This is a genomic window from Gloeobacter kilaueensis JS1, assembly GCF_000484535.1.
In the GTDB taxonomy this organism is placed as follows: Bacteria; Cyanobacteriota; Cyanobacteriia; order Gloeobacterales; family Gloeobacteraceae; genus Gloeobacter; species Gloeobacter kilaueensis.
This window is the reverse complement of sequence record NC_022600.1, coordinates 4,648,604-4,665,059: the sequence shown is the minus strand read 5'-3', so window position 1 is coordinate 4,665,059 and position 16,456 is coordinate 4,648,604. Positions and strand designations below refer to the sequence as shown.

At 61.9% G+C, this 16,456-nt stretch carries 14 protein-coding genes; 7 read left to right on the top strand and 7 right to left on the bottom strand.

The annotated features are described in order from the left end of the window. Positions 1 to 16: 16 nt before the first annotated feature. Both GKIL_RS21695 and GKIL_RS21690 read right to left on the bottom strand, forming a co-directional pair. Positions 17 to 1,150 carry an alpha/beta fold hydrolase gene (locus GKIL_RS21695; RefSeq protein ID WP_023176077.1) on the bottom strand — a complete coding sequence of 378 codons (1,134 nt, stop codon included), beginning with the start codon at positions 1,148 to 1,150 and terminating at the stop codon, positions 17 to 19. 186 nt (positions 1,151 to 1,336) lie between these two features. Then, entirely contained in the window at positions 1,337 to 1,825 is a 489-nt protein-coding gene (locus GKIL_RS21690) for a winged helix-turn-helix transcriptional regulator (RefSeq protein ID WP_023176076.1), read from the bottom strand. Positions 1,826 to 1,927: 102 nt separating this feature from the next. Here GKIL_RS21690 and GKIL_RS21685 point away from each other — a divergent pair, with 102 nt between their 5' ends. Continuing rightward, positions 1,928 to 2,404, top strand: coding sequence for a DUF1579 domain-containing protein (locus GKIL_RS21685; RefSeq protein WP_023176075.1), 477 nt, complete (start codon positions 1,928 to 1,930; stop codon positions 2,402 to 2,404). Positions 2,405 to 2,476: 72 nt separating this feature from the next. Here the strand turns inward: GKIL_RS21685 and ruvB are convergent, their stop codons facing one another. Then, a complete protein-coding gene (gene ruvB / locus GKIL_RS21680; RefSeq protein ID WP_023176074.1) occupies positions 2,477 to 3,592 on the bottom strand; it encodes a Holliday junction branch migration DNA helicase RuvB in 1,116 nt (371 codons plus the stop codon). Between the two features lie 131 nt (positions 3,593 to 3,723). Between ruvB and GKIL_RS21675 the strand changes: the two genes are divergently transcribed. Together GKIL_RS21675 and GKIL_RS21670 are read left to right on the top strand one after the other, a co-directional pair. Continuing rightward, positions 3,724 to 5,268 (top strand): NAD(P)H-quinone oxidoreductase subunit N, encoded by a 1,545-nt coding sequence (locus GKIL_RS21675; RefSeq protein WP_023176072.1) that lies wholly within the window; start codon positions 3,724 to 3,726, stop codon positions 5,266 to 5,268. Then, entirely contained in the window at positions 5,240 to 6,109 is an 870-nt protein-coding gene (locus GKIL_RS21670) for a dTDP-4-dehydrorhamnose reductase family protein (RefSeq protein ID WP_023176071.1), read from the top strand. Before GKIL_RS21675 ends, GKIL_RS21670 begins: the two co-directional genes overlap by 29 nt. On the opposite strand, the gene GKIL_RS21665 is transcribed toward GKIL_RS21670, so the two are convergent. From GKIL_RS21665 to GKIL_RS21655, 3 genes are read right to left on the bottom strand one after another with little or no spacing between them, the layout of a single operon-like run. Then, on the bottom strand, positions 6,106 to 6,297 hold the full coding sequence (locus tag GKIL_RS21665) for a hypothetical protein (protein ID WP_023176070.1): 192 nt from the start codon (positions 6,295 to 6,297) through the stop codon (positions 6,106 to 6,108). The two genes, GKIL_RS21670 and GKIL_RS21665, sit on opposite strands and share 4 nt — an antisense overlap. 35 nt (positions 6,298 to 6,332) lie before the next feature. Further along, positions 6,333 to 6,914 carry an FHA domain-containing protein gene (locus GKIL_RS23140; protein WP_051382904.1) on the bottom strand — a complete coding sequence of 194 codons (582 nt, stop codon included), beginning with the start codon at positions 6,912 to 6,914 and terminating at the stop codon, positions 6,333 to 6,335. Positions 6,915 to 6,950: 36 nt separating this feature from the next. Next, complete coding sequence (locus GKIL_RS21655) at positions 6,951 to 10,523, bottom strand: NB-ARC domain-containing protein (protein ID WP_023176067.1); 3,573 nt, start codon at positions 10,521 to 10,523, stop codon at positions 6,951 to 6,953. A gap of 353 nt (positions 10,524 to 10,876) precedes the next feature. Between GKIL_RS21655 and psbA the strand changes: the two genes are divergently transcribed. Together psbA and GKIL_RS21645 are read left to right on the top strand one after the other, a co-directional pair. Further along, entirely contained in the window at positions 10,877 to 11,965 is a 1,089-nt protein-coding gene (psbA, locus tag GKIL_RS21650) for a photosystem II q(b) protein (RefSeq protein WP_023176066.1), read from the top strand. A 169-nt stretch (positions 11,966 to 12,134) separates the two neighbouring features. Continuing rightward, on the top strand, positions 12,135 to 13,094 hold the full coding sequence (locus tag GKIL_RS21645; RefSeq protein ID WP_023176065.1) for a tellurite resistance TerB family protein: 960 nt from the start codon (positions 12,135 to 12,137) through the stop codon (positions 13,092 to 13,094). Between the two features lie 8 nt (positions 13,095 to 13,102). Here GKIL_RS21645 and GKIL_RS21640 read toward each other — a convergent pair whose 3' ends face one another. Continuing rightward, positions 13,103 to 13,717, bottom strand: a complete 615-nt coding sequence (locus GKIL_RS21640; protein WP_023176064.1) for a methyltransferase domain-containing protein — start codon at positions 13,715 to 13,717, stop codon at positions 13,103 to 13,105. Positions 13,718 to 13,830: 113 nt separating this feature from the next. Between GKIL_RS21640 and GKIL_RS21635 the strand changes: the two genes are divergently transcribed. Both GKIL_RS21635 and GKIL_RS21630 read left to right on the top strand, forming a co-directional pair. Continuing rightward, positions 13,831 to 15,156: an O-antigen ligase family protein gene (locus GKIL_RS21635; protein WP_023176062.1), complete on the top strand. Its 1,326-nt coding sequence runs from the start codon at positions 13,831 to 13,833 to the stop codon at positions 15,154 to 15,156. Positions 15,157 to 15,162: 6 nt separating this feature from the next. Next, positions 15,163 to 16,314, top strand: coding sequence for a DHH family phosphoesterase (locus GKIL_RS21630; protein ID WP_023176061.1), 1,152 nt, complete (start codon positions 15,163 to 15,165; stop codon positions 16,312 to 16,314). Positions 16,315 to 16,456 lie beyond the last annotated feature (142 nt).

Sequence of the window (16,456 nt, the reverse complement as noted above, 5' to 3'; positions counted from 1 at the left end):
TTGACTGGGCGGGCGTTCAAGGCTCGGGTCCCACGTCGCCCGCGCGGGCAGCAATTGGACGTGCATATTTTAAGAGCGACACCAGAACCTTGCCGGGTTCCTCGGTCATAACCTCATGACCCGAATGCTCGAACCAGACGAAATGCTTGCGCGGCGCACGGACCCGCACGAACCATTCATGGGCGACCTCCGAACTCACTGTGCGGTCGTGTCGCCCCTCCAGAAGGATTAAGGGGCAGCCAAGCCGCGTGATGCCGCTGAGGTCGAGGCCGAGGACTGTACTGAAAAGGTATAGCTGCGAGTAGTTGTTGCCGTCGTAAGCGCGGGGGGCATCTGCGTCCGAATAGTCGGGTGACAGGCGGCTCGCGATCCCATTGGTCTGGCGCTGGCGATAGGCCATGACGCCGCCGAAATAGTCGGACCACTGCCGTTCGATGACAATGTGTTCCAGCGGGATCGGGCGTCCGGGCACGGCATAGGGCGCGATCGATTCGAGCTGCGCGACTGCGTTGGCATTGCCCGCCCGCTGAGCGGCGGCGAGCGCGAAGGCATAGCCGCGACGTTCGCTCTCCGGCGTGTTGGTCGCTTGTCCCACGCCGATGTACGCGTGAAGCTGTCCGGGGTACCGCCGGGCGTATTCGAGCCCGATGAAACTGCCCCAGGAATGGCCGAGCAGAAAGATCTTCTTTTTTCCGAATTCGGTGCGCAGCCAGGTGATGAGTTCGCCTGTGTCGGCGACGAAGCGTTCGGGCAGCATTGTGGGCGCGACTGCGGCAGGATCGTTGGCGAGGTAGGTCCTGCCCGATCCTCGCTGATCCCAGTGCACGACAGTGAAGTATTCCTCGAGGTCGCGGGTGTTCCACCATGCAAGAGCCGTTTCTGGAAAGCCAGGCCCGCCGTGAAGAATGAGCAGGATGGGATTGCGCCGGTCGCGCCCACGGATCGAGACGAACTGGTCGATGCCCCCAATGCGCACCATTCGCGCACGTTCGACGCCGTCGGGCGTCACAATGCCCCGCAACTCGCGGACAACCTCGACAGCCTCTGCCCGATTGGTCGGCTTGGGTTCCTGAGCCAGTGTGGCGGGAGCCGCACCAGCAAGCAACAGGGCAAAGACTGTCCCTCGTCCAAGTACGCTTGACTTTTTCATTCAGCACTCTCCCCCGCGCTCGCCATCATCGTCGATCCACAAGCGCCCAAATCGTCTCCGCATCCATGCCGTGCTCGAAGGTCTGGGCAACCCAAATCCGCGCCATACCCTTCTAGATCTGCAGAATGCTCAAGTCCGCGTATATCTCCTTTTAACAGGAAATCGACGGTGTGCAGATCGATGGCACTATGCTTTTGCCAGTTCCATCTCATAAGCTTTTTGAAGCTCGACGATCGTGTTCGACTTCACTGAATTGCCGTCCAGATGGGCCGAGCGAAGTTCGTCCATCAGCGCAGACCACAGGGCCGGGCCGCCCTCCTCCAGCAGCTTTGCGCGGATGGCGAGAGGTCGGCTGACGGCGGTATGCTGCCTGCCCCAGGCTCCCATGACCGCCAGTAGCGGGATCAGCTGAATGGACTTTTCGGTAAGGCTATAGATCGCCTTCTGCTTGTGCGACGGGTCGGCTGAGCGCGTCAGAAACCCGTTCTCCGTCAATCGCTTCAGCCGGTCGGCGAGGATGTTGGTCGCGATCCCTTCCTCAGAACGGGAAAGCAGCTCCCGGAAATGACGGCGATCGCCGAAGATGATGTCCCGAATGACGATCAGGCTCCAGCGGTCGCCGAGCGCCTCCAGCGTGAGGTTGATTGGACACCCGGATCGTTTCGTGTCGTTCATACCGCAGGTATATCAAAACTGCTTGCGCTATGCAATCGCACGTGGTAATCTAAAAACCGATTGCAAAATGCAATCAGTAAAGAGAAAGAGGGAACTTTTGACATGTCTGCTACCTCCTCCAAACGGGCTTGGCTCCAGAACCTCGTCGGCGAATGGTCTTACCAGTTTCACACAGCCGACGATTCGGACCACTCAGGTGTCGCCGCGAATGGGACTGAGTCCGTGCGGGCTTTGAGCGACCATTTCATCATCCTCGACAACACCGGCCAATCGAGCGACGGCTCGCAAACGCGTGCAGCAACGCTGATCGGATATGAGCCGAACACTGGCCGGTTCGCGGGTGCCGTGGCGGGGAGTGCGCTCGACCGCCTGTTCGTGTACGACGGCGACCTTTCTCCGGACGGGCGGGCACTTCTGCTCGAAACTGAGGGTCCGGCGATGAGCGAGGGCCGTGAAACCGATCGCTACCGCGATGTCTTTCAGATTATCGACGACGACCACCGGTTCACCGCTGCGGAGGTTCTCCAGGACGGCGAATGGAAGGAATTCATGCGATCTGACTTTGTTCGTGTCCGATAGGTCATCGGCACTCGCCTGCCACCGCGCCATCACCCGTTACCGGTGCTACCGGCCTACCCGATTGCCCGCTCGCTAGTTGTGCAACCCCAGCGGATCGCTGCTGTCGAGCAAGCTCACCTGCTCGAAGCGCTGGGGCGGGGTGTAGCCCAGGTGGCGGTAAGCAGCAGCCGAGGCCATCCGGCCACGAGCGGTGCGCAGCAGATAGCCTATCTGCATCAAGTAAGGCTCGTAGACTTCTTCGATCGTCTGGCTGTCTTCGCCGGTGGCCGCTGCGAGCGACTCGATGCCCACCGGCCCGCCGTTGTAGTGCTCGATAAGGGTCTGCAGCAGTCGGCGGTCGGTCCAGTCGAGGCCCAGCGGATCGACTTCAAACAGTTCGAGGGCGGCGCAGGCGACCGGTTCGGTGATGAGCCCGTCGCTTTCGACCTGGGCATAGTCGCGCACCCGCTTGAGTAGTCGGTTGGCGATGCGGGGGGTGCCCCGCGAGCGGCGGGCAATCTCGCTGGCTCCGGCCTCGTCGATCGCGATCTGCAACAGCTGGGCGTTGCGGTGGAGGATGCCCGTCAGTTCATCGACTTCGTAGAAGCGCAACCGCTGGATAAAGCCAAAGCGATCGCGCAACGGGGAACTGAGGGCACCGACGCGGGTGGTCGCTCCGATGAGGGTAAAGCGAGGCAGCGGAACGCTCGTAATTCGAGCATTCTGGCCCTTGCCCACGGTGATGTCGAGCCGAAAATCTTCCATCGCCGGGTAGAGAATTTCTTCGGTGATCCGGGGCAGACGATGGATTTCGTCGATAAAGAGAATGTCGCCGCGCTGCAGTTTGACAAGCAGACCGGCGATGTCGCGGGGGCGTTCGAGGGCGGGGGCGGTGGTGAGGTGAATGTTGACCCCCATCTCGTGGGCGAGGATGAGCGAGATGCTCGTCTTGCCGAGTCCCGGCGGGCCATAAAAAAGCAGGTGATCGAGCGGTTCGCTGCGATGGCGGGCGGCGGCCACCAGTAGCGAGAGGACGGCTTTGAGTTCTTTTTGACCGGCGTAATCGTCGAGGTTCTTGGGCCGCAGGTTTTCTTCGTGGTGGTCCTCGCGCCCTTTTTGGGCCTGCAGAGCCTCGGATCTGGGCTGGGCGGTGCGGCTTTTTGCCGGTTCACCCTCAGCTGCGGCGGTGTGGGAGGAGATGATCGCCATGGTGGCCCTCTCAAGATGGACAGGCGTCCCGTTAGCGTTCACGATAGCACACCGGCAGCATTGCCGAGACTACCGGTAAACTACAGTACGATGACAGAGAAAAGCTCTGGGGGAGCGTCCGCTTCCAGCCCATGAACATCGACTTTGCCGCTCTCAACGCCGGTGTACTCTGGCCCGAGTACGCCGTCACGATTACCCTGGTCGTCCTGCTGCTGGTAGACTTGACCGCTGGCCGCAAAGTCGCCAGGGCGCTGCCCTACATCACGCTTTTGGGATTGGGAATCGCTACGGCCCTGCTGTTGCCGCAGTGGATTATCGCCAATCCCGACAGTTTTTTAGGCAGCTTCACCGCCGATCCGCTGAGCGTCGCCTTTCGCGCCTTTGTGCTGTTGTCGGCGGCCCTCACGGTGCTGATGTCGATTCGCTACATCGACCGCACCAGCCTGACGACAGCAGAATTTTATGAGCTGCTCCTGGGAGCGGTGCTCGGGGCGATGCTGCTCTCGGGAGCCTCCGAGATGGTGATGATCTTCGTGGCGCTGGAGCTATTGAGTATCACCAGTTATCTGCTCGCCGGTTACACCAAGCTCGACAAGCGCTCCAACGAGGCATCGCTCAAATATTTGCTCATCGGTTCTGCCTCCTCGGGCATCTTTTTGTACGGCCTGTCGCTGCTGTACGGATTTTCCGGCGGCCAGACACGGCTATTAGAAATTGCGCCGCGCATCGTCGATCTGGGTTTTCCGGCCCTGCTGTCGCTGGTATTGGTGGTGGCCGGCATCTGCTTCAAGATCGCGGCGGTGCCCTTTCACCAGTGGACGCCGGATGTCTACGAAGGTTCGCCGACGCCGGTGGTCGCCTTTTTGTCCGTCGGCTCCAAGGCCGCCGGTTTTGCCCTGGCCATCCGCTTTCTCACCTCCGCCTACCCGGCATTTACCGGACAGTGGCAGACGCTGTTCGTGCTGCTTGCGATCCTCAGCATGGTGCTCGGCAACGTCGTCGCCATCGCCCAGACGAGCATGAAGCGGATGCTCGCCTACAGTTCGATTGCCCAGGCAGGCTACGTGATGATTGGCCTTGCGATCGGCACCCCCCAGGGCTACAGCAGCATGATCATCTACATCGGCACCTACCTGTTTATGAACCTGGGGGCGTTCATGGCGGTAGTGCTTTTTAGCCTGCGCACCGGCACCGACGAGATCACCGCCTACAGTGGCCTCTACCAGAAAGATCCGTTCCTCACCCTGGTACTGAGCCTCTGCTTGCTCTCGCTGGCCGGGATTCCGCCGCTGGCCGGTTTCTTCGGCAAACTGTACCTGTTCTGGGCGGCGGTGCAGTCCCAGGCATACACGCTGGTCTTCTTTGGCCTGGTTACCTCGGTAGCCTCGATCTACTACTACGTGCGCGTCGTCAAGCTGATGCTGGTCAAAGAACCTTCGCCCCAGGTGCTGGCCTACGGCGCGGGCGACGGCGGCGACAGCGAGGGTATCCAGCCGCTCAAGGCCGGGATGCTCATCACGACGATTGCCACGGTCGTACTCGGGATCTTCTTCCCGACGCTCATCAGTCTGACGGACACTTCCCTGCGGGCTACCCCTTCGCTCACCCCCGCAAACCGGGCAGCGTCGGTGTCCCAGTTGCCGGTTCATGCCGCGCCTGCTGCTTACCGGCGTTAGCGGCCTGCTGGGCTACCACGTCGCTTTTCAGGCGCTGGACAGCTGGGAGGTCAGGGCAATCGCTGGTCGTCGGCCTCTGTCTATAAAAGTGCCGGCAATGGCCCTGGATCTGGCGACGGCGGGGGCAGAAATCTACCGGCAGCTTCTGGAGCAGATCCAGCCGCAGGCGGTCATCCACTGCGCGGCGATGAGCGAGAGCGCCCAGTGCGAACAGGCTCCCGAGCGCGCCTTCCAGGTCAACGTCGAAGCGACCGACCACCTGGCACGGGCAGCGGCTAGGGTTGGCAGCCGTTTTATCTTTGTCTCCACCGATCTGGTCTTCGACGGGAGGGCGGCCCCCTACACCGAAGCGAGCCCGACCGGGCCTCTGGGTTGCTATGCCCGCACCAAGCGGCTGGCCGAGGAGCGCGTACTGGGATATTCAAATGCGCTCGTCGTGCGCACCTCGCTCCTGTTAGGGCCAAGTCCTTCTGGGGAACGCAGCGTCGAGGAGCGACTGGGAGCACAACTGAGGTCGGGCAAACCCGCTCAACTATTTACCGACGAATATCGCTCCCCCATCCACGCCGCCGATCTGGCGGCGGCGCTACTGGAACTGGCTTGGGGCAACTATTGTGGCCTGTTGCACGTCGGTGGCAGAGCCTGTGTGTCGCGCTATGAACTGGGGTGGCTGCTGGCCCGGCACTTTGGCTGGGACGCACGCCTGATTGCCCCGGCGCTCGGGCGCGACTTTCCGTCCGAGCCACCCCGGCCTGCGAACGTCTGCCTCGATTCGCGCCGGGCCTACGAACTTTTAGCCCGCTCTCCCCGGCCCCTGGCCCAGATCTATCCGCCGCTCTAGCTGGCAGGCAGGCGCGGCGCAGCAATGGTCTTTGCCAGCGATTGCGGGTGGATGAGCGAATGAGCGGATCTTTGGGGCGGGCGGACGCCGTGGACGGTGGCTGAGACCAGAAAACAAATAATCGCAGCCAGAATACCGGCCAGAAACAGATCTCTGAGGACAGTCGCGTTTGTGTGGAAGCGAGACATCGAACAAGTCTTTTGCGTGGAAGAAGCTCAAAAACCTAGGGAAGTTCTGCGCCAGGAGAAGAAGGGCTCGGGGTGCGGCCAAAGGCGCTGATCGAGGCGACCAGTTCGATCAGGCATGGCTTTCCCAGTTGCAGCCTGTCGCCGTTGCTGAGGCGATAGCTTGCCTGCGGTAGAAGGGGTGAACCGTTGAGGGCGGTGCCGTTGCGGCTGCCCAGATCGCTCACGCTATAAGCGGATCGCTCAGCGTCCCAGGTGATCTGCAGGTGGCGGCGCGAGACGATCTGGTTATCTGGAAGATTGTCGAGGGCGATCTGGGAGGTTCCGGGTTCGGGTGGTTGGGGGGTACGCCCGATAAAACAGCGTTCGCCGCGCACAAAAAACTCGTAACCACTGGCAGGATGAACGAGTTTGAGCAGCGGGCGGGGCTGGGCAACAGGCAGGTTCGTCTGGCCAGGCGGGCGGCGAACAGCGTTGCCCAGCTGGGTGCCGCACATCGGGCAGACTTTTGCGCCTTCGGGCAACAACTGGCGGAAGAGGCGGCAGTGCAGGTTCGGACAGGCTGGAGCACTCATCTGCTGGCTCTGGCGCGCAGATTCGGGGCGAAGCGGAGTTGCCATACCCTTGATTAGGTAGCCCGGCGACTCTTTATGCGCTTAAAGCTCGACCGCTCCCAGCGCTTTGAGCGTCGCCCGCTGAACGGCGCTCAGGCCCGTTGCCCCGGCGATGTTCATCCCCTCGTAGAGCCGCTCGACTTGAAACACCCGCAGGCACGCGCCGGAGTCGATCGCCCACAACTTCAAAGCGCCGTCGGTGCCGCTGCTCACCAGGGTCTGGGCGTCAGGAGCAAAGGCGATCGATATGGCCCAGTGCGTGTGCGCTTTCCAACTTTTAAGACACGCGCCGGTAGCAACGTCCCAGAGTTTGATGCACGAGTCGGTGCTGGCGGTGGCGAGGAGACGACCGTCCGGGCTGAAGGCGACCTGCCAGATCCAGCCTCTATGACCGGCAAGAACGTGCAGCGCGCTGCCGTCGCTGACCCGCCAGAGGCGGGCGGTGCCGTCGTGACTACCGGAGGCAAGGAGCTTACCGTCCGGGCTGAAGGCGACCTGCCAGGCCCACTCGCTGTGCCCGGCAAGAATATGTAGAGGCCGCCCAGCGGCCAGATCCCAGATCCAGCAGCGCTCGTCGATCGGTCCCAGGGCAAGGAGCTTACCGTCCGGGCTGAAGGCGAGGCAATCGACCAGCAGCGGCACGGGTAGCCGTTGTTCCAACTGGCCCGAGCCGGTGTGCCAGAGGTGAATGCCGCCGTCGTAGCCGCTGCTCGCCAGGCGCGTACCGTCCGGGCTGAAAGTCAGGCTGCGCACGGTGGCCCGATGGCCGCTCCACACCGCCAGGCTCTCGCCCGTCGCCACCTTCCAGAGGTGAATCGACTGGTCGTTGCCGCCGCTTGCCAGGTACTCGCCGTCCGGGCTGAAGGCGACCGCTCCCACCGAACCGGTGTGGCCGACCAGGAGCCGCCGCGCCCCCGACTCACGGTCCCACAAAAAAACGAGATGATCTTCGCCTCCCGAGACGATCTGCCTACCGTCCGGACTGAAGCTCACCGACATCTGCCAGTTGATCCGGCCAGAAAAGGTGCGCAGGCAGCGCCCGGTGGGCAACTCCCACAGGCGCATCGTCTGATCTTCGCTGCCACTGACAAACTGAAGGCGATGGGGATGGCGCACCAGGGCGAGCACGTCGCTGGTATGCCCCTGGAGAATCCGGGTGCAGCGCCGGGTGCGGATGTCCCAGAGCCGGATGCTGCGATCCGAACCGCTGCTTGCCAGGGTGTACTCGTCAACGAAGGCGATGGCGGCGACGAAGCAGGTGTGATCGGCGAGTACGGCCAGGCATTCGCCCGTCTTTAGATCCCAAAGCCGGACAGTGTGATCGATGGCGCAGCTTGCCAGCAGCCCACCCGCCGGATGAACGGCGATCATCCTGAGCCAGTCGGTGTGACCGGCCATCACCCGCAGACACAGGCCGCTCGCGATCTCCCAGACTCTAAGCAGGTGGTCGGCCCCGCCGCTTATCAGGGTGCAGCCATCGGGGCTGAAGGCGAGGCTGAAGCAGGGCCGGTCGTGTTTTCCAAGTAGACAACTGGTGGTGTAGTCCGTCGAGCGGTGCCAGAGGCGCACCGAATGGTCCGCGCTGGCGCTCGCCAGGTACTCCCCGTCCGGGCTGAAGGCCAGGGAGGCGACTGTGCCGGTGTGTTCGCGCAGGGTGCGGGTGCAGTAACCGCTCTGCACGTCCCAGAAGCGGATGGCCGCATCGCCGCTCCCGGCTACCAGCGTGCGGCCATCCGGGCTGAAAGCGAGGGTCCAGATCGCCTCCGGGCAGGCATTCCAGCAGGCGACCTGCTGGCCTGTGTCGATCTGCCAGAGGTAGATGTCGCCGGTCGAGTGGCCGGAGGCAAGCAGTTGGCCGTCCGGGTGAAAGGCGAGGGCGACGACGAGGCTGAAGGTTCTGGCGAAGGTCGAACCGCTCAGATCGGCTCCTGCAAAGTTGACCCGGTGCAAACGGCGCTCGTTCAGGTACGCCTGCCAGACCGCCAGACCCGAGAGATCCAGCCCGCTCAGGTCGCTACCCAGACAGATGAGCAGGTTGAGCAGGTTACCGGCAGCGTAGCCGCGCTCGAAGCCCGGTGTGGACTGAAACAGGGCAATCAGATCCACCAGATAATCGGCTATCGCTCTTGCGGTGCCGAGCCGAGTGAGCAGCCCTTCGAGCACCGGCTCGACGATGAGCTGGATCTGGGCGGTGCGCAGGTAGTCCTTTGCCTCCGCCTGCATCAGGGCGTGCCGGTGGAGGGTGACAAATCGGCGCTCAAGAATCTCCCGGCAGGCCACCTCGATCAGCCGGTCGGTCAGATACTCCAGCACCACCGGCTGCAGGGCGTAGCGCACCTCCAGCGGTTCGGTCTCGATCAGTTTTTCGACCAGCGCCCGCCGACAGAGCGATTCGAGGACGATGGGCACCTTCGCACTCGCCCCGCGCTCAGCGAGCACCGCGCCTAACCGGCTGAGGGCCACCGGCTCGCGCTGGATGGCAAGCCAGTAGAGCAGTTCCTTTTCCATCTGCGAGGTGCGGGCGAACTGCTCGCCTAAGAGCGTGCGAATGCCGTTGAAGACCGTCGTCTCCTGTTCTAAAAAGGCGCGCAGTTCTCCGGCGAAGGTATCTTGAATTGCTGTCGCTACGATCTTGAGGGCGAGCGGATTGCCCCGGTACAGCTCGACGAGGCGGGCATACTCGGCTGGGGCAGCCTGGATGTCCTTGCTCTTGAGAATGGCCACCGCTTCGCCGTAGGGCAGGCCAGTTAATAGCAGCGAGCGCACCGGCAGGCTGCTGCCTTCGAGGGTGGCGACCGCCTCCGGCTTCTCGCGGCTGGTGAGCACCAGGCAGCTGTTGTGGGCGATCTGGCCCAGGCGGCGAAAGAGTTCTCCGTAAGCTTCAAACCCTGGGCGGCAGAGGCCGGCGGTGCCTAGCACCTCGCCGCTGCCACTCTGCAAAATTGTCTCACAGTTGTCGAGCACCAGCAGGCAGCGGCGGCGGCGCAGTTGCTCGATGAGCAGAGCAATCTGCGCTTCGACCGCCGTCGGCAACTCCAGCCCCGTCCCCGAGATGCGGCCAAGCCACTCCGCCAGAATGTCCGCGATGGGCGGCGCGTTGCTGAGCGAGCGCCAGATCACCCACTCGAACTGTCCCTGCACCTGCTGGGCCAGCTTCACCGAGAGGGCAGTCTTGCCCATGCCCCCCATGCCCAGGATGGCGACTACCCGGCAGCGGTCGTGGGTGAGCCAGTGGCCGAGCTTTGTCAGCTCCTCAGTGCGGCCAAAGAAGATCGCAACATCGAGGGCTTCCCCCCAATCCTGCCGGCTGGGGTTGGGGGCGGCCTCCAGGGGCGGATGGGCATAATCTGCCGGCTCCAGCACCAGGCCAAGGCGCTCGAAACAGTGCTCGATCGTCCGCCGGTCCAGTCCCTCGCGCCCAGCCATGAGCTTGGCAATCGTCCGGGTGGTCAGTCCAATCCGCTCGCTCAGCGCCTCCAGGGTGTACCGCCAGCCGTCCAGTTCTTCCTGCTCCAGCCGAGTAATCGCCTGCCGCAACTTGCGCAGCCCGACAGGGGCGAGCACGACGCCGCGCCTGCGTCTTTGTCTGGCGGGTGGCTCGCTCCTGGGCAGCATCCTGCCTCAAAACCAATCGGGATGCTTTTTCTTATATCCTGCTTCTTTGCTGTTGCTGCACTGCGAGCCTTAAGTGATCGGCTTAACGTTCATAACTTTCCGGTTGCGGCTCGATTCGGGTCCGCCTGTTCACAGAATTTGTCGCCGCCAGAACAGCTCGTTAGGATGCGGGCTTAACGTTCGTAAATTGCCTGGCGAGCGCTGATCCCCTATTACAAACTGTTACCAGCTCAGCCTGACTGAGCGAAGGGCAGACTTTCTTAAAGCTTCACAGTTGAGGGTGCCGCCCGCTCTGCGACTGTCGCTGCCCAGGTCTGTTTCTATTCGTCTGTATCGCTTTTGGAGAGTTATTTATGAGCGCAACACTTGAGCGTCGTTCGACTCAGGGATTGTGGGAGCGCTTCGCCGACTGGGTCACCTCCACCAACAACCGCTTCTACGTCGGTTGGTTCGGCGTCTTGATGATCCCCACCCTGCTTTCGGCTACCATCTGCTACATCGTCGCCTTCATCGCCGCCCCGCCGGTGGACATGGACGGCATCCGCGAGCCGATTTCCGGCTCCTTGCTTTACGGCAACAACATCATCACCGGCGCTGTCATTCCCAGCTCCAACGCTATCGGTCTTCACTTTTATCCGATTTGGGAAGCAGCCAGCATGGATGAGTGGCTCTACAACGGCGGGCCTTACCAGCTTGTCGTCTTCCACTTTTTGATTGGGGTGTTTTGCTACCTGGGTCGGGAGTGGGAGTTGTCCTATCGTCTGGGCTTGCGTCCCTGGATCTGCATTGCCTACAGTGCGCCTGTGGCGGCAGCGACGGCGGTGTTTTTGATTTACCCGATTGGTCAGGGCAGCTTCAGCGATGGGATGCCTCTGGGTATCTCTGGCACGTTCAACTTCATGTTTGTCTTTCAGGCGGAGCACAACATTCTCAACCACCCCTTCCACATGCTGGGAGTGGCGGGAGTGTTCGGCGGCGCTCTGATTAGCGCCATGCACGGGTCGCTCGTCACCTCTTCGCTGGTGAGCGAGACCTCCTACGAGGAATCGCAGAACTACGGCTACAGGTTCGGCCAGGGCCACGAAACCTACAACATCACCGCCGCCCACGGCTACATCAGCCGTCTGGTCTTCCAGACTTTTGCCTTCTGGGGCGCGAATTCTCGCTCGCTGCACTTCATCATGGCCGCCTTTCCGGTGGTGGGCATCTGGTTCACGTCGCTGGGCATCAGCGTGATGGCGTTCAACCTGAACGGGTTCAACTTCAATTCGAGCATCGTCGATTCCCAGGGCCGGGCGATTTACACCTGGGCGGATATCGTCAATCGGGCGAACCTGGGAATGGAAGTGATGCACGAGCGCAATGCCCACAATTTCCCGCTGGATCTGGCGTCGAGCGAGAGTGCGCCCGTGGCCGTAAGTACAGAGGCGATTCGCGGCTAGCGCTTTAAGAGTTATTCAGGCGTTGCAGTCATGGACAAGCGGGCAGAAGCGATTTCTGCCCCTTTTTTTGCGCTTAGATCGATAGGAGGCTTCTTCGCGCTGGCGGGCTTGTGATCCCTATTGTTGAGCACGAGCCGACCGGCACCCGACAATCGGAGAACAATTGGTTATGGCGGATTTTTTTGAATCGATTCAGCCGCTGATCGTCAGCGCCGAGCAGCAGGGTTCGACCCTCAACTGCGTCTTTCAGTGCCCTGTCACCGGCGAGACGGTGCAGGCGAGCGCGCCCCTGCAAAAGCGCGAGACCATGATGGGAAATATGGCCCAGAACGTCGGCGGCAACGTCGTCCAGACCCTCAAGTACTCGGTGGCCTCGACGATCCGGCGGGCGATGGGTTTTGGTTTTGTCGGTTATATCATCGGCGACATCGCCGATTCGCTGATCTTGCAGACCGGCAATACACCTGGCGAAATTCACTACAGCGAGGAAGAGAAGAAGGACGCGCTTGCCCGCGCTTTTCAGTCGGCAGACTTTTTTGTCTGGGACAACAAAAACAGCCGCTGGATTTCGGCGAACGCAGAACAGCAGATGTACTCCGACTTTGAGCGGCAGCTCAACGCCTACCCGGTCACCCAGCCCTTTGATCAGGCGATCCTCGCCCGGATTTTGATCGCGATCGCCAACGCCGACGGCCAGCTCGCCGAGAGCGAAAAGAACTTTTTTGCCTGGTTTATCGATCCGCAACTGGGCAGCCTCGAATCGCTCTCCAGTCGGCCCATGCCCAGTCCGGTCGAGCTGGAGGAGACGACAGCCGATTCGACCCGCGAGACGATCATGATGCTCGCCTGGTCCCTGGCGCTGGCCGACGAACAGCTCGATCAAAACGAGGTGGCCCTGCTCGGCAGCTTTGCCCAGGGGCTGGGCATTCCCCTGGTGCGCCACCAGGAATTGATGCGCTACGCCCAGAATTATCTGCTTGAGCGGGTGATTGGCCAGTGTCTGGCAAACGGCCAGCTCTCCCCGGCCTACGAGGGCCAGATCCTTGCCTGGTCCACCCGCATCGGCCTCGATGCGGGCGAAGCCCAGCGCGTCCTGGTGCAGTACAAAAAACGGCACGGCCTGTACTGAGGCTGCCCTCAGAGGCGGCGCAATCGAGCGAACAGTTCCTCGCCCTGCCGCTCGGGCACCGAAACCGGTGCCGGTTCTAACTGCTCGATGGCAAAGTAACCGCCAAACAACCGCTCGATCTCGTCGGGATCGGTGCGAAAGGGCGGACCGCCAGGGCGCGGATGGGCAAAAAAGATCGCAATCAGCTCTGCGCCCGGCCTGAGCAGCCGGTGGACGATCTGGACGTACTCCGGACGGCGGGATGGGTCGATGGCACAAAAACAGGTGTGCTCGATCACCAGATCAAAGAGACTGTCGAGTTCTCTGGGCAGCTTAAAAAGATCTTCTTGAACGAAGGTGACGGAGATGCCGCTGCGCAGCGCTGAGCGGGTCGCATCGGCGATGGCGTCGGCGGCAAAGTCAAAGCCATAAACTTTGTAGCCGCGACTGGCAAACAGCAGGGCGTCGTAGCCCCGTCCACAGCCAGGAACGACGACCGTGCCGGGCGGAGGAGCCTGGGGGGTGGCAAGCAGGTACTCGAAACTCGGAGCCGGGCGGCCCAGATCCCAGCGGTCCTGGTGCTGCCGGTAGCGGCTTTCCCAATAGACGGGCTGGTTGAGGCTGGGAAGTTCTTCGGAGGCCATGAACGTCTTTCAGGGTGCATCCCAGTCTATCCGCTGAGAAACCGTGGTCAAGCTGGGTGCTGGAGCCGGACAGGCGGGCTCCAACAGCCGTGATAGCGTGGGGAGTGGTCCTTGTGGGAACTGGTTTGAGCACTGCCAAGCGCGGCTTCCCGTCCGCCTCCGAAGCCCTGAGCGCCGGGCCCATCAGTTGGGCAGCATTCCTGGTGGGCCTTGCCGTATTGCCGGTCTGGTCGCCCCTGATGCTCGTAAGCTGGCTGGTCGCCTCGATTGCCCTCGCCGCCGGTGGTCTGTGGCCGCTCAGGCCGGGGCCGGCTGGGCGGTGGCTTATCGCGACGGCCCTGGTGCTGCTGGTGCTCACGGCTTTTAGTGTCCGACCGGGTGACAGTCTACTGGGTCTTTTTAACTACCTGCCCTTCTTTTTGTTTTTCGGGTTGGCTGTGCATCTGGTCGATCGGGCCGAGCGGCTCACCCAACTGCTGACGGTCCTGCTCTGGGGCGGACTCGTCACCGGTCTGGCCGGGCTCTTCGAGTGGGTGACAGGTGCCAACTGGCAGTGGGAACCTTTAAGTGGCCTCGTCCTGCTCACGGTGGGTTCGCGCCAGGAAGCAGGCATCCTCGATCGGGTCACCGCCTTTTTTGCCTGGCCCACCTCGACGGCAGCCTACCTGCTGCTGGTGCTGCCCCTCGCTGCTGCGATTGCCCTCGGCGGCCTGCCGCGCCAGCGCTGGCTGGGCTGGGCAGTGCTGGCAGTCGGAGGGGTGACACTGCTGGGCACCGCCTCGCGCAACGCCTGGATGATTGCGCTGCTGGTGGTCGGCGCTCTGTTGCTGGTGGCCCGGCGATGGCGGCTGGTGACGGCGCTGACGGCGGGGGCGGGGACAGTCTTGCTCGCGGGTCTGGGGCCAGTGTCCTGGCCTCCGATCCGCTGGCTGCGGGAGATCGTTCCGGCCTCGCTCTGGCAGAAGGTGAGCGAGAGCATCACCAGCGGCACCGCCTCCTTTACTTCGCTCACCAATCGCCTCGATGCCTGGCAGATCGCCCTGCGGATGACCGGCGAGCGCCCCCTCACCGGCTGGGGCCTGCAGACTTTTCCGTTCGTCGAGAAGACCTACTTTGGCCACGACGCCGCTCAGCTTCTGCACGCCCACAACCTCTATCTCACCTACACTGCCGAAACCGGTATCCCGGCGGCCCTGCTGCTGGTGGGCTTCTATCTCTGGACGTTGTTACGGGGCGTGCGGCAGGCGGTATCTTTGAGGGGTGTTTCCCGCTGGCAACAGGCGGGCCTGCTGGCTGCCCTCGTCGCGTATTTGCTGTTTGGTTTTTCGGATGTGCCCTTCTACGACGCGCGCATCAACGCCCTTTTCTGGATCGAGCTGGCCTTGATCTGGCGTATGCCATCTCTTGCTTTGCAAGAGACAATCAAAGAACACTCGTGAGGTTCCATGGAATCTGCATCCAGTACAGCCGAGTCCGTCGCCCCGGCGATCAAGACCAACGGCCAGCTCAAAAAAGCCGATAAATTGCGTCAGGTGCTGAGCAAGCACGCCGAGGAACGGCATCTCATCGTGCTGCAGGATTTTCCCGATCCGGACGCCCTCAGCAGCGCCTGGACCTACACCTTGATCTCTCAGCAGTACGGCATCGAGTGTGTGAGTGCCTACGCCGGTACTCTAAGCCATCAAGAAAACATCGCCCTGGTGCGCCTGACCGGTTTTCCGGTGCAGCGCTGGAATTTACAGCTCGAACAGCGCGATCTTAAAAATTTTCAAGGTGCGGTCTTCCTCGACAACCAGGGCACCACCAGCCAGATCACCCGCCTGGTCAAGCAATCCAAGCTGCCGGTCATTGCCGTCATCGATCACCACGCTCCCCAGGACGACCTGGCACCCCAATTTAGCGACATCCGCACCGCCTGCGGCGCGACGGCGACGATCTTTGTGCAGTACCTCCAGGACGGTCTCCTTGGCCTCGATGCCACCAACGCCGACCACCTCAAAGTTGCCACCGCCTTGATGCACGGCCTGCGCTCCGAGACCAACCACCTGATGCAGGCCAAAGAAGAAGATTTTCAGGCCGCCGCTTACCTGAGCCGCTACTACGATCCGAAGCTTTTAGAAGCGATCTTGCAGACGGCCCGCTCGCGGCGGGTGATGGATGTGATCGAGCGCGCCCTCAAAAACCGGATCGTCAAAAATAGCTTCTCGGTCTCCGGCGTCGGCTACCTGCGCTACGAGGACCGCGACGCCATTCCCCAGGCGGCGGACTTTCTCATCACCGAAGAGGACATCCACACCGCCGTCGTCTACGGCATCGTCCGCACCGAGGACGAGCGCGAGATCGTCTCCGGTTCGCTGCGCACCAACAAGCTCACCCTCGATCCGGACGAATTTATCAAAAAAACCTTCGGTCAGGACGCGAGTGGCCGTTTCTTTGGCGGTGGCCGAATGCGCGCCGGCGGATTTGAAATCCCGGTAGGTTTTTTGTCGGGCAGCAGCGAGAATACTGCCTTCAATCAGCTCAAGTGGGAAGTCTTCGATAGCCAGATCAAACAAAAACTCAATCGTCTGATCACCGACGACGAAGAAGACACCTGAACTCTCAGCAGGGAAAGCAATGACTCTCCCTCTCTCCCATAGGGGAGGGGCCATCGGATAATGTTTTCTGCGTTTCAAGGCGGCAGGTGGTGTCTGCTTTCAGGCGGCTTTGCAGCGTCAAAAAGAATGGATAGAGAGGCAT